The following is a 14,599-nucleotide window of genomic DNA, read 5'->3' on the forward strand; positions in this document are numbered from 1 at the left end:
CTCCAGCCCAATGGGCGAATTAAGATACGTTATTCCACTTGCTTGTTGCAGGATGAGCTATCCGTTCAGGGTTACCCCCTTAAACCAGCCCCTTATCCATCGCCTTGCCGATCAGCGTCGCAAACAGGCTGTTGGACCAGGCGAACCATTCGCGCGAGAAGTCCGCCGGATTATCCGGGTGGAAGCCTTCGTGCATGTAGCCGGTATCGGCGTCGGTGCGGATCAGCATGTCGATCAGCTCCTTGATCTCCTCATCGTTATCCGCCGTCAGCGCCTGCATGGACAGCGCCATATGCCAGACATAACCGCCCGGTGTATGCGGACTGCCGATGCCCTTGGCGTGCTTGCCCTCGAAATAGAACGGGTTATCGAAGCTGAGCGCGAACCGGCGGGTGTTCTGATAGATCTCATCCTCTACGCCCACGTAACCAATGTAAGGAATAGAGATCAGCCCTGGGGTTCCGGCATCGTCCATCAGCGAGTAATTGCCGTAGCCGTCCGTCTCATAGGCGTAGATTCTGCCGTATTTCGGATGGGTCACGATACCATAGGTACGGATGCCGAAGTCGATCTCCTTGCGCAGCTTCGCCGCTCTCGCTGCCAGCCGTTCATCCTGATACACCTCGCTCGCCATCTCGCCGATATACCCCAGAATGACCACAGCGAACATATTCGAGGGAATATTGTAGCCGAATTCACAGCTGTCATCGCTCGGGCGGAAGCCCGACCAGCTCATCCCTGTGTAGTTGACGGGCATCCCGCGTCCGTTATTGTGCAGCGTCTCCGTATCCTGGAGCGTCTGGCGGATGAAGTGGTATGGGGATTTCTCCCCGTGATGCTGCTCGGTCTCGATCGTGTTCACGATGGAGGTCAGCGCCTGGTAGCAGGCGGCATCGAAGATGTCGGTCTGCTCCGCTTCCTTCCAGTACATATAAGCCAGCTGAACGACGAAGCAGAGCGAGTCCAGCTCATATTTACGCTCCCACATCCACGGATTCAAGTTACAGTCGTCCGTATCGCGGTAATGCTTGTCGTTTGCCGTCTCGTTGAAGGCATTGGTGTACGGATCAATATTCACATAGAACATTTGGCGGGCAATCAGGCCGCGGAGAATCCGCTGCAACTCAGGGTCGTTTTTGGCAAAAGGAATATAGTGCCGCACCTGCTCCGTCGAATCGCGCAGCCACATGGCCGGGATATCGCCGGTGAACACGAAGGTCGTGCCGTCTTCCAGCAGCTTGGTCGTGGTCTCCAGTGTGTTCGGGAAGCAGTTGCGGAACAACTGCTGCAGTTTCGGGTGATGCGCTAGCCGTTCATCGGCCTCATTCAGATAGGCGGTAATGGAAGCTGGCAGATTCATGGTGTAACTCCTCCTGGCATAGTGAATTTAGGGTTGTACGGGTTGCAGGGCATAGGTGACGATTTGAGCGGGGCCGGCAGAGCGGCGGAGAGAACCTTCATCCAGGGCTTCCCGCTGTTTGCGCCGTTCCAGAATATCACTGGCATGGACAGCCTTCACCGGAAAATGCGGCGTAAGCGCGAGCTCCTGCTCTGCTCCCGCCAGATTGTACCAGCGCAGAATAATGTCCTCATGGTCTGCGGACATTTTGAAGGCCGACAGTGCCAGGGTGCGGCCCTGCCACTCCAGCGGCTGATAGACAGCAGGGAGGGAGCTCTCCTGCCAGCCGGTCTGGACCGTGAACCAAGGCACCTGGTACTGGTAGGCCCAGGCACAGGCCTCCGTCCAGTCCGCATCCCCGGCGAAGGGACGGACCGCGAATTCCACGGTCTGCTCGCCCAGGCACTGGGCTTCCGGTGTAGGGAACACGCCCCAGTCGCCCAGCTCCGATACGCTGCGCAGCAGGGTAACGGCAATCGTATTCCTGCCGTCCCGCAGCACCTCGTATTCGTTCAGCCCCTTGTTGGCTACCAGCAGTCCGGCGCTGCCGTCTGACACGCTGACATAAGCCTGCTGGTGCTGGGCGTTGCTCGGATTGATCCAGTCCGGTGCCGGCTCAATCTCGCGCTCAGCGGCTTCGAAGATGGAATCGGCCCGCAGGGTTGAGGCGGTCAGTCCGGTAGGGAAGAGGACGCGCAGCCGGTGGTCCTTGGCCTGATTATTGAACGCGGCAGAGACCTGAACGCCGGTCCCGCCAGTCTCCAGGCTGATCCGTGTCACGATCCGCAGCGGAGCTTGCTCGGTTGAGCGTCCGGACTTGCGCTGCCGGAACGGCACCATTCTGCGCTTCTCGTCCTCGAACGAAGCATCGGCGGAAGCGGGAATCGCCCATTCATGCACGATTTCATACGTGATGCGGTAAGGCTCATGCTCGGCCAGCGAGATCCGGGCGGCAAGGCCCTTGGTCGTCAGCGCCACATCGCCCTCCGGCTGGCGGAACACGTATTCATTCCCGATATCGCCGCAGTTCTCATAGACGCCGAGTCCGGTGAAGCTGCGGCCCGTCCGCTTGTCAGCCACATCGTAAGAACCGTCCTCGCGGATCTGAACGGCCAGGAATTCATTCTCCATCCCACGTTCCAGCAGCTTAAGCGGACCTTCAGCTGCAGTCCCGGCGGACTCATCCGCCGACTCTACCCAGGCGTAGGTGCTGTAGCCTAACGGCGGCACCTGCGTAGCCTCGAAGGTCAGTCGGACCATCCGGGCCATATAAGGCTTGCGGAACTGGTCGTCCGGCAGCTCGTAGCCGAACCGGGTGCCCAGATCCTCCGCCCGGCAAGCCACAGTCTGCCCTTCAGCGTCGAGCAGCCGTCCGTTCGCAAGCTCAAGCGTAAGCTGATCGAGCGCTGAGGCAATCGCCGCAGGGTTCGGCCCTTCCTTGAAGTAACGCTTGGCGAAGATGATCTCCACGCTTACCGTCCCGCTGCGCTGCCAGCCGGTGGTATTGAAGACCGTCACTGGCCGGGCAGAGTCGCCCCAGGCCGCAACATTCCGGGTTCCGATCTGTGCAGATACCGCCTTCAGACTGTCTTCAATAATAGCTTCGCCGACATGGCGGCTCTTCTCGAAACGTGTAATCATCTCGCGGTGAACCTCATCCACGCTGCAGCCGCAGATGCTGTCATGCGGGTGATTCTGCATCAGCGTCTTCCAGGCATAGGTCAGAAGCGCGTGGGGGTAGACCTGTCCGCTGACCAGATAAGCCAGTGCCGCCAGCGGCTCAGCGCCTTTCTCCAGCAGCGTCTGGCCCTGCTGGTTAAGCTGCTTCAGATAGACGCGGGCGGAGGCGGTATTCACCAGCGTCCCCCAACCGTCCGTATGCTGGCTGCGCAGCTCGCCGTGCACGGTGACCAGATCCTCAGGCAGCGAAGGGGTCAGCGCCTTCAGGTATTGCTCGAAGCTGGAGTGGACAAAGTCCGTGTCCGGGTACAGCTTCCGGGCCGTCTCCAGCGCATCCGCGAGATCACGCTGCACCGGCTGATGATCACAGCCGTTCATGAACAGCAGCTCCGGGGTGGAGGCGTATTTGCCGGCATCCGCGAGTTTCTTGTCCCAGAAGGCCTTGGCGTCCTCAGCATCTACAGGCACCTCATTGCCGTTGCTGTACCAGTTCGCAAACAGCAGTCCAAGCACAACTGAGCCATCCGGGGATTCCCAGTACATCTCCGAGTATGGCGACTCATAGCTGGTGCTGTTCAGCTCGCCGACCATATTATCGAAGCCTGTCGGCTTCACGCCGCGGCCGAACACCGCAGTCCCGATGTCAGCCTGCTGGAGTAGCTGGGGGGCTTGGCCCATATTGCCAAAGGAATCGGGGAAATAACCGAGCTTCGAGATGACGCCATATTTCGCCGCATCCTGATGCCCGATCAGCAGATTACGCACATTGGCCTCGGAGCTGGTCAGGAATTCATCCTGGAGCACATACCAGGGACCGATGACAATCCGGCCTTCGCGGATGAACCGCTCCAGCTGCTCTCTCCGCTCAGGATGCACCTGCAGATAGTCTTCAATAATTATGGTCTGTCCGTCCAGGTGGAAGTACCGGTAGCGCTCGTCCTGCTCCAGCGTCTCCAGCAGCTCGTTCATCAGCTTCGCCAGCAGCACATGGTGACGCTCATAAGGCATATACCATTCCCGGTCCCAGTGGGTGTGTGAGATCAGGTGGGCAGTTGTACGGGTCATGACAGAAACCTCCTATATCTTGAGTCGGTGTTGTAGTGTCGGCATTCGTAGCAAATGTTTGCATACCTGCCGGGGGATCACAATATGTAACTTTTGCAGGGGGGAGGAGGGTTCATAATTCACACATTTACGGCAGTCAGCCAGTAGCGGCCCGTAGAAGTTATTCAGCTCATAAGCCCCGTAGCAGCGCGGTTTTACACTCTTTTAACATGACAATGCACAACCTACATATTTACGATGTCAGCTTAGTTTCTCTACAATTTGGGATGTAAGCGTTAGCAGGAAAGGCCATAGCAAGAATGCGAAGCGGATACAGATTTATGTGTAATGAAAACTAACATAGAGAGGAGTGGGAGAATGAAGGGGAACAAGTCCCTTGGCAAAAGAATCTGGCAGAATTGGGAGCTCTATCTGTTCATGCTTCCCGCGTTACTGTATTTCTTCATCTTTCATTATGGTCCGATGTACGGCATTCAGATTGCCTTCAAGAACTTCGTGCCCTCCAAAGGAATTACGGGCAGCGACTGGGTAGGCTTCGACCATTTCGAACGGTTCTTCAATTCTTATTTCTTCTGGGATCTGCTGTGGAACACGTTCAGCATCAGCTTCTATGAGCTTGCCATCGGGTTCCCGCTGCCGATCATTCTGGCCCTGGCCTTCAATGAGGTCCGCAACGGCCCGTTCAAGAAGTCGGTCCAGACGGTTACCTATGCGCCGCATTTCATTTCAGTGGTCGTCATGGCGGGGATGATTATTACCTTCCTGTCGCCCTCCAGCGGAATGATTGTCCGGGCGATTGAATTCCTGGGCTTCCAGCCCGCACAGTTCCTGACCGACCCGGCCTGGTTCAAGACGGTATACGTCTTCTCAGGCGTCTGGCAGAGCACCGGGTGGGGGACGATTATCTATCTCGCAGCGCTGTCCGGCGTAGATCCACAGCTGCATGAAGCGGCCATTGTGGATGGAGCCAGCCGGATCAAGCGGGTGCTGCATATCAATCTGCCGACGATTATACCCACGATTACGATCATGCTGATTCTGAACATGGGTAACATTCTGGGCTTGGGCTTCGAGAAAATCCTGCTGCTGCAGAATTCGCTTAACATGGAAGCCTCCGATGTCATATCCACCTATGTCTACCGCGCCGGTCTGGTGAACGCCCAATACAGCTTCTCGACGGCTGTCGGATTGTTCAACTCGGTGGTCAATGTAATACTGCTCGTTACCGTGAACCGGATTGCCAAACGCACCAGTGAGAACAGCCTCTGGTAGAAAGGAGTTGAAGTCTATGGTTACTGCGATGAAAGAATCCAGGGGAGATAAGCTGTTTCTGATCAGCACCTACATCTATCTGTGCCTTGCGCTGGTAGTGGTCCTCTATCCGCTGATCTACATCCTCAGCGCGTCCATCAGTTCGCCGCAGGATGTCAATTCGGGCGCCATGTGGCTGTTCCCGAAGAATGTGACGCTGGACGGCTACAAGCTGGTGTTCGAGAACCCGAAGATCTGGAACGGCTATCTCAATACCATCATTTACACTGCGGTGGGCACTTTGCTTAATCTGGCGGTTACGCTGCCTGCTGCATATGCGCTCAGCCGGTCTGATTTTGTCGGACGCCAGCTGTTCATGGGCCTCATTCTGTTCACGATGTTCTTCAGCGGCGGGCTGGTGCCGACGTATCTGCTCGTCAAGAATCTGGGCCTCATTAACAGCATGGGGGCGTTGATCCTGCCGGTGGCCGCATCGGTGTGGAACATCGTGGTCGCCCGCACCTTTTTCCAGTCCACCATTCCAAAAGAACTACAGGAAGCGGCCCACATCGACGGCTGTACGAATCTGAAGCTGTTCATCCGCATTATCCTGCCGCTGTCCGCGCCGATTGTCGCCGTGATGGCCTTGTTCTACGGGGTTGGACACTGGAACAGCTACTTCCCGTCCCTGATCTATTTGAATGATGAAGCCAAGTATCCGCTGCAGATGGTGCTGCGCCAGATTCTGGTCCTGCAGGAAATGTCGGCCGAAACTACAGGCGCTGCGATCAACGGCGAGGTAGCTATGGCCATGAATAATAAGGCAGAGACGGCATCGCTGGTCAAATATGGCGTTATCGTTGTTTCTACACTGCCGATTGTGGCTGTCTACCCGTTCCTGCAGCGTTATTTTGTCCAAGGGGTCATGATTGGCTCTGTGAAAGGCTAAAGGTTAAAATGTAATGAACCTAAGGGAGGAATTATTAATGCAGATCAAACGTAAACCATGGAAGATTCTGCTGTCTTCGGCTGTGATTCTTGGACTGCTGGCAGGCTGCGGGAGCTCCAATGAAGGCACCGCGAATAAGAGTACCGGAGAGGCCACTGTGAACAAGGAGGGCTTCCCGATTGTTAGCGAACCCGTTACCCTGACGCTGATGGCGCCGGATGTGGGCATTCAGAACTGGGAGAACATGCCGGTGCTCCAGCAGATGAAGGAGAAGACCGGGATTACGATGGAATATAAAAATGCGCCGAAGGACAGCTTCGATACCAAAAAGAATCTGGTGTTCGCCAGCGGCGATTACCCGGATATCTTCTATGCTGCAGGTCTGACGACTGCCGAGCAGATGAATTACGGAGAGCAGGGGATTCTGATCCCGCTGGAAGACCTGATTGAGGAATACGCCCCGAACTTCAAGGCGCTGCTGGAGGAGAACCCGGATGTCCGCAAATCGATTACCGCCCCGGACGGTCATATCTACTCTCTGCCGGTGGTGGAGATGAGCCAGCACTGGTACCGCAACCCGATGTGGTATAACGGCGACTTCCTGAAGGCCCTGAACATCGATAAGCTGCCGGAAACGACTGAGGAGCTATACACCTACCTGAAGCGCGTGAAGGAGGAAGATCCGAATGGCAACGGTGTGGCTGATGAAATTCCAATCTCTTCGGTGACCACCACTGCTGCGAACCTCCGTGATATCCGCACCTGGCTGCTGGGCGCGTTCGGCATCTATGAAGAAGAAATCTATGTAGACGATGCGGACAAGGTCCACTATACGCCGCTTGAAGAGGGCTACAAGGAATATCTGACGTATATGAACCGCCTGTGGTCCGAGGAGCTGCTGGATCATGAGAGCTTCTCGCAGACGGCGGAGCAGAAGAAGGCCAAGGCGCAGAATAACCGCGTGGCGCTCTTTTCCGACTGGCATGCTTATATGACGAAGGGCGGAGAGCCGTCCACGGCAGATCCGATGTTCGCCCCTGTGCGCAGTGAATCGGTGTCCGCTCCGGCGATTGCCAAGAACAGAGGGATTACGACCGGCGCATTCGCCATCACGAACAGCAATCCGGCACCGGAAGCCTCACTTCGCTGGGTAGATTACCTCTATTCCTATGAAGGCGCTCTGTTCTTCAACAAAGGGCCGGAGGGAACGCTCTGGGAGTACACCGACAAAGAGAATCGTGTGAAGCAATACCTGCCTGTACCGGACGGCAAGGAAATGGAAGATTTCCGGGCCACCTTGACGCCGAACTACGGTATTCCTGCCCCAACCCTGTCCATGGATGACATTAACAAGGGGCTGAAGACAGACTTCGACCTCTGGGTAGAGCAGGAGACGAAGCAGAAGCTGTTGGATAAAGGCGCGCGGATTCCATTCCCGGCCCTGTTCCTCACCGTGGAAGAGCAGACGGAAATCAGCAGTCTGAATTCGGACCTGAGCACTTATGTGAAGCAGATGGAAGCGAAGTTCATCACCGGGGCCGAGCCGCTGACCGGCTGGGATAACTATGTGGCGACTGTCAAGAAGATGGGCGGAGAACGTGTAGCCGAGATTAACCAGGCTGCCTATGACCGCTGGAAAACCAACTAAATCCTAGAGGCGCTATCCATCTTCTTCGGAATTTCATCCTCTGAAGTGCCGAGAGTGAATGGCACGAATGACGAATGCAGAAAGGTGCTGTAAAAATGATCTATAAGGATAAAACACAATCTGTGGCGGATCGGGTACAGGACCTGCTGCAGCGCATGACGCTTGGAGAGAAGGCTGGACAATTAGTCCAGCCTTTCGGCTGGCAGTGCTATGAGAAGCACGCGGACGGAACCACAGGCATGACGGAAGCCTTCAAGCGCCAGGTTGCCGCCGGAGGCGTCAGCTCCCTGTATGGGACGCTGCGTGCCGACCCGTGGACTGGCGTTACGCTGGAGACCGGCCTGTCCCCGAAGGAGGGGGCGGAGGCTGTTAATGCAATTCAGGCTTACGCCATGCAGGAGAGCCGGCTCGGAATTCCGATTCTGTTCGGCGAAGAATGCTCCCACGGGCATATGGCAATCGGCGCAACCGTATTTCCGGTTCCGCTGGCTCTGGGCAGTATGTGGAACCCGGAGCTGTACCGGGAGATGTGCCGGGTGGTGGCGCTGGAGACCCGCAGCCAGGGCGGAGCGGCGACCTACTCGCCGGTGCTTGATGTGGTGCGTGATCCGCGCTGGGGCCGGACGGAGGAGACCTTCGGCGAAGACCCGTTCCTGATCGCGGCGATGGGTGTAGAAGCCGTGAAGGGCTTGCAGGGGGAACGGCTGGACGCCGAGGATTCCGTGCTGGCCACCTTGAAGCACTTCGCCGCCTACGGCAGCTCGGAAGGCGGGCGCAACTCTGCGCCCGTGCATATGGGACTGCGCGAGCTGCATGAGGTCGATCTGCTGCCGTTCCGTAAGGCGGTAGAGGCCGGGGCGCTGTCCATAATGACAGCGTACAACGAGATTGACGGCGTGCCTTGTACGACGAACCGTTATCTTTTGCAGGATGTGCTGCGGGAGCAATGGGGCTTCGATGGGTTCGTGATCACGGACTGCGGAGCGCTGGGCATGCTGACGAATGGTCATAACACCGCAGATAGCGGAGAAACGGCTGTAGCCCAGGCACTGCTGGCGGGCATCGATATGGAGATGTCAGGTGAAATGTTTGAGCAGCATATCGCGGCTGCTATCACGCATGGACGGCTGCAGGAATCCGATCTGGACCGCGCGGCGGCGCGGATTCTGGAGCTGAAGTTCAAGCTCGGGCTGTTTGACCGCCCCTATGCCGATCCTGAGCAGGCGGAGAGCATCATCGGCAAGCCGGAGCACCGGGAGCTGGCCCGGCGGATCGCCGGTGAGAGCATTATCATGCTGAAGAATGAGAACGCAGCGCTGCCGCTAAGCAAGGGGATTCGTAAGCTTGCCGTAATCGGTCCCAATGCCGATGCCCTGTACAACCAGCTTGGCGACTACACCTCGCCGCAGCCCGCAGGCGCGATTGTCACCGTGCTGGACGGCATCCGGCAGGCGCTGGGCGGCGGAGCGGACAAGGTCCTGTATGCGCCCGGCTGCCGGATCAAGGGCGATTCCCGCGAAGGCTTCGCCCCTGCGCTGGCCTGTGCGGCCGAAGCCGATGCGGTGGTGCTGGCCATCGGCGGCTCCAGCGCCAGGGACTTCGGTGAGGGGACGATTGATCTGCTCACCGGCGCTTCTGTCGTGACGGAACATTCCTGGAGCGATATGGAAAGCGGGGAGGGCATCGACCGGTCCACATTGAATCTGATGGGCGTGCAGCTTGAGCTGGCGCAGGAGCTTCACAAGCTGGGCAAGCCGCTGATTGTGGTCTATATCAACGGCCGCCCGATTGCCGAGCCTTGGATTGTAGAGCACGCCGACGCCATTCTGGAGGCGTGGTACCCAGGCCAGGAGGGCGGACATGCAATTGCCGATATCCTGTTCGGCGAGGTGAATCCTTCGGGGCGGCTGACGATCAGCATCCCGAAGCATGTCGGCCAGCTTCCCGTGTATTACTACAAGCGGCGGACGAGAGGCAAGCGGTATCTGGAGACGGATTTCCACGCCGAATATCCCTTCGGCTATGGTCTTAGCTTCACTGAATTCGGGTACAGCAACCTGAAGGTGGAGCCTCCAGTAATCTCTGCGGATGAAGAAGCGCTTGTCTCCGTGGATGTAACTAATAGGGGTGACCGGGCGGGCAGCGAGGTGGTCCAGCTGTATATTTCCGACTTGGCCTCCTCCATTACCCGGCCCGAGAAGCAGCTGAAGGGCTTCCGCAAAATCAGCCTCCAGCCGGGAGACACGCAGACAGTAACGTTCCGTGTAGGCCGGGAGGAGCTGGAATATGTATCAGCGGATCTGACGCGGATCGTCGAACCGGGAGAATTCGCGGTGATGGCAGGCCCGCATTCCGCAGAGTATCTGAGCGCGCCGCTCCAGGTCAGAGAGGAGGGCTAAGCCATGAAGCGAATGGAGCGGTTCACCGGATGGCTGGCCAAGCGGCAGTGGGCTGAGAAGCTAGAGCTTGCGGAATGGAGGATGCGCAAATCCCGTTACCTCACTCCGGGCTGCTATGAGCATGAGGAGGAGCTGCACCAGCAATACAACGTTTCCCTGCTGGACGGAGGATATGGAACCACCTATTTCCTTCAGCGGGAGATCACGGTTCCGGGAGAGTGGGCGCATGAAGAAGCGGCGCTGCTCTATCTGGGACGCGGGGAAGGACTGCTGAGGCTGGACGGAGCGCCTTACCATGGCCTGGACAGCAATCACTGGTTCATTCCGTTGCCGTCCTATGCTCCAGGTGAACGCCTCAAGCTGGAGATCGAGCTGTATGATCCGGTGCCTGAGCCGGAGGACCCGCTGAACCGGCAGGCGGTGATTAAGCCGCCGCTGACGGGCATTGAAATCAAGCTGGTGCGTGTCAATCGCCCGGTATACAGCCTGCTGCATACGGTGCGGATCGTACACGAAGCAGCCCTCCTGCTGCCGGAGGGCGACATGCGCCGCATCCGCAGCCTTAAGGCGCTGGAGCGGGTGATGGACATGCTCTATATGAAGGAGGAGCTGCTGCTGGACGGCGGTGCCGTAACTGCGGCGGAACTGCAGTTACGGGCTGCTGCGGCGTCGGAACGGTCCGCAGGGCTGGACCCCGGGACGATGCATATGGTCGGCCAGTCGCATATTGATGTGGCCTGGCTGTGGCCGGTCCGGGAGACGGTGCGCAAGGTCAGCCGGACCTTCTCCACGGTCTGCACCCTGATGGACAAGTATCCGGACTTCCGGTACTCGCAGAGCCAGCCCCAGCTCTATGCCTTCGCCAAGGAGCATTATCCCGAGCTATACGGGCGGATCAAGGAGCGGATTGCCGAAGGCCGGTGGGAGCTGGTCGGCGGCATGTGGGTGGAGCCGGATCTGAACATTCCCGGCGGGGAGTCGCTGGTGCGGCAGATACTGTACGGCCAGGGCTTCTATATGAAGGAATTCGGCAAGCATTCCACGATTGAATGGCTGCCGGATACCTTCGGCTATTGCGCTTCCCTGCCGCAGCTGCTGAAGCAGGCGGGCATCGATTATTTCATGACCACCAAGCTGGGCTGGAATGATACCAATCCCTTCCCGCATACCTTATTCCATTGGGTCGGCATTGACGGGACGAAGATTGTGGCCTATCAGAACCATGGGGTGAACGAGCATACGCATCCGAAGGATGTGCAGGAGCACTGGGAGGCCTACGCCCAGAAGGAAGAGCACGATGAGCTGATGCTGCTCTACGGCCACGGCGACGGCGGCGGGGGAGTCACCCACGAGATGCTTGAATATGTAAGCCGCACCGACCTCGCCCCAGGACAGCCGGTCAGCGGATTCTCGACGGCGGAAGCGTTCTTCTCGGAGATCGGCTCGCGCCAGCCGGAGCTTCCGGCGTGGCACGGCGATCTCTATCTGGAGCTGCACCGGGGGACCTTCACGACCCATGCCTTCAATAAGCGCAGCAACCGCAAGGCGGAGATTCTTTACCGGCAGGCGGAGATCTGGAGCGTGCTGGCGGAGAAGGATGGTGCCCTGGAATTGGAGCAGCCGGATCAGCCGGATGGGCACCGTCTGCTGCCCGCCGGGGAGCTGGCCGAGGGCTGGAAGCTGCTGCTGCTCAACCAGTTCCATGACATCATTCCGGGGACTTCCATCCCGGAGGTGTATACGACCTCGCGGGAGGAATACGCTGAGATCTTCCGTCTGGGCGGGCAGGTGCTGGACACTGCTCTGCACACTCTGGCAGGCCGGGTGAATACTTCGGGCGAAGGCCGCCCTTATGTGGTCTTCAACAGCCTGGGCTGGGAGCGGACGGAGGTCATCCGGCTGGAGGGCGGTCCTGAGCTGGCAGAGGTGCAGGTATTCGATGAAGACGGCCTGCTGCCGAGTGAATGCTGGAACACGGAGGCTGGAGGAGACAGCTACACGCTGGCTGTGCAGGTCCGCAAGGTCCCGGCCTTCGGTTGCCGGACGATCTGGCTGCGGGAGGCTGCGGAGCCAGCCGGAGTACGGCTTGAGCCGCATGGTGGTTCAGCCGCGGGAGACGGCTTCCCGGAGCAATGGGAGACGGATCATTATATCCTGACATTCAATGAAGACGGCGAGATCAGCCGCTGGTTGGACAAAAGCGCGGACCGCGAGCTGCTCCAGCCCGGCCAGACCGGCAATCAGCTTCAGTTCTATCATGACACCCCGCCGCTGTGGGATGCCTGGGATATAGACCCGCGCTATGAACAGCAGCCTGCGGGCAAGGCGAAGCTGCTGGACCGCCGGGTAGTAAGCAGCGGGCCTGTGCAGACCGTGCTGAAGTTCCGTTGGCAGCTCGGTGAATCACAGATTGAGCAGGAGATTGTATTGCCCCGGAACAGCCGCAGAGTGGATTTCCGCACTAGTGTAAGCTGGAGGGAGCAGCATAAGCTGCTGAAGGTTGCTTTTCCGGTGGACATTGTGGCCGCGAAGGCTACGTATGAGATCCCGTTCGGCGCGCTGGAGCGGCCAACCCACCGCAACACCAGCTGGGAGCAGGCGCAATTCGAGGTCTGCGGGCACCGCTGGGCTGATCTGTCCGAGGGCGGCTATGGCGTCAGCCTGCTGAACGACTGCAAATACGGCTATGACATCCATGACGGAGTGCTGCGCCTCTCGCTGCTGCGTTCCCCGCGCTGGCCGGACCGCAATGCCGACCAGGGGGAGCATGAATTCACGTATTCGCTCTATCCGCACAGCGGAGAATGGCGGCAGGCGGATGTGGTACGGGAAGCGGCAGCGCTGAATGAGCCGCTGCTGGCGATTAGCGAAGCTGCACATCCCGGCCGCTATCCAAGCACCCATGCCTGGCTCGCCTTCCAGAGCGGTCATGTCATGCTTGATACGATCAAGCAAGCAGAGGACGGCAGCGGAACGATTATCCGGCTGTATGAAGCTGCGGGCAGCAGAGAGTCGGCCACGCTGGACTGGCAGGACGAGGATGTCCGCGCCTGCCGGGTCAACCTGCTGGAGAGCAAGACCGGCTCTGTGGAGACATCCGGCGGTGTGATCCCGCTGTCCTTCCGGCCTTATGAGGTCCAGACGCTTAAGCTACACCACCAACATCATTCGCAGGAGGAATAGACATGCAAATTACAAGACATCCCAATAATCCGATTGTCGTCCCGGGCGGCTATGAATGGCGTAAGGTGACCGTGTTCAACCCGGCGGTCATCATCGATAACGGTAAGTTCTATATGATCGAGCGCACCGCCGGTTCCCTGACCCCGTGCAAGAACTATCTGGGGCTGCTGGAAAGCGAGGACGGCGTAAACTTCACCCATGTGAAGGATGAGCCGATTGTCACGCCGGATATGCTGGGCTTCCCTTACGGCAGTGTACAGGACCCGCGCATTGTGAAGATTGACGGAACGTTCTACCTGAACTACGCCTTGCGCCCTTGCGCCATGAGCTATTATCCTACCGGGCGCGGCGTCCCTGAGCGCTCCATTCCAGAATACCCGGACGGCTGGGGGGAAGAGGAGGGCCACTGGCTGACCCGTTCCTCCATCCTGAAGTCGGACAATCTGCTGGACTGGGAGTTTGTAGCGGACACGACACCGCTGGATATCAATGACCGGGACAATATCCTGTTCCCTGAGAAAATAAACGGCAAATTCGTGCTGCTCCGCCGCCCTGAAGAATATGTGGGCGAGGCTTACGGAACGGAGAAAGCTGCCATGTGGATTACCTATTCCGAGGATCTCGTGAATTGGGAAGAACCCAAGCTGCTCGCCACCGCCGGGAACCTGTCCTGGGAATCGCGGAAGATCGGCGGCTCTACGCCTCCCATCCGTACAGACAAGGGCTGGCTGGTGCTCTATCACGGCGTCGATGAAGAGATCGTCTACCGCGTGGGGGCGATGCTGCTGGATCTGGAGCAGCCGGAGAAGATTATTGCCCGGACCCATAACTTCATTATGGAGCCGGAGACGTATTACGAGAAATTCGGCTTCCAGATTCCGAATGTCATCTTCCCGACCGGCAATGTGGTCAAGGACGGCCTGCTCTATATCTACTACGGCGTAACGGACACAGCGATCGCGCTCGCCACGGTGCCGCTGGATGAACTGGTGGAGCATATTCTGCAGGAAGCGGAGTAGCCGGGA

8 protein-coding genes are annotated in these 14,599 nt (G+C 58.3%); 6 read left to right on the forward strand and 2 right to left on the reverse strand.

The features are described from left to right. Positions 1–79 precede the first annotated feature (79 nt). The gene (locus MHH78_RS06770; protein ID WP_341166948.1) at positions 80–1,360 is read right to left on the reverse strand and encodes a glycoside hydrolase family 125 protein; all 1,281 of its coding nucleotides are present in this window, start codon (positions 1,358–1,360) and stop codon (positions 80–82) included. A 27-nt stretch (positions 1,361–1,387) separates the two neighbouring features. After that, positions 1,388–4,144, reverse strand: a complete 2,757-nt coding sequence (locus MHH78_RS06775; RefSeq protein WP_341166949.1) for an alpha-mannosidase — start codon at positions 4,142–4,144, stop codon at positions 1,388–1,390. A gap of 357 nt (positions 4,145–4,501) precedes the next feature. Here MHH78_RS06775 and MHH78_RS06780 point away from each other — a divergent pair, with 357 nt between their 5' ends. The 6 genes from MHH78_RS06780 (at position 4,502) to MHH78_RS06805 (ending at position 14,593) form a co-directional block, all read left to right on the forward strand. Further along, on the forward strand, positions 4,502–5,416 hold the full coding sequence (locus MHH78_RS06780; protein WP_235192024.1) for an ABC transporter permease: 915 nt from the start codon (positions 4,502–4,504) through the stop codon (positions 5,414–5,416). 16 nt (positions 5,417–5,432) lie between these two features. Beyond that, positions 5,433–6,344: a carbohydrate ABC transporter permease gene (locus MHH78_RS06785; protein ID WP_036694906.1), complete on the forward strand. Its 912-nt coding sequence runs from the start codon at positions 5,433–5,435 to the stop codon at positions 6,342–6,344. Positions 6,345–6,381: 37 nt separating this feature from the next. After that, positions 6,382–7,992 carry an extracellular solute-binding protein gene (locus MHH78_RS06790; RefSeq protein ID WP_341166950.1) on the forward strand — a complete coding sequence of 537 codons (1,611 nt, stop codon included), beginning with the start codon at positions 6,382–6,384 and terminating at the stop codon, positions 7,990–7,992. 95 nt (positions 7,993–8,087) lie between these two features. Then, positions 8,088–10,391, forward strand: coding sequence for a glycoside hydrolase family 3 N-terminal domain-containing protein (locus MHH78_RS06795; protein ID WP_341166951.1), 2,304 nt, complete (start codon positions 8,088–8,090; stop codon positions 10,389–10,391). A gap of 3 nt (positions 10,392–10,394) precedes the next feature. Further along, positions 10,395–13,574: an alpha-mannosidase gene (locus MHH78_RS06800; RefSeq protein WP_341166952.1), complete on the forward strand. Its 3,180-nt coding sequence runs from the start codon at positions 10,395–10,397 to the stop codon at positions 13,572–13,574. Positions 13,575–13,576: 2 nt separating this feature from the next. Beyond that, the gene (locus MHH78_RS06805) at positions 13,577–14,593 is read left to right on the forward strand and encodes a glycoside hydrolase family 130 protein (RefSeq protein ID WP_341166953.1); all 1,017 of its coding nucleotides are present in this window, start codon (positions 13,577–13,579) and stop codon (positions 14,591–14,593) included. Positions 14,594–14,599: the final 6 nt, after the last annotated feature.

It is taken from the genome of Paenibacillus sp. FSL H3-0333 (assembly GCF_038002805.1).
GTDB lineage: Bacteria > Bacillota > Bacilli > Paenibacillales > Paenibacillaceae > Paenibacillus_AQ > Paenibacillus_AQ silagei.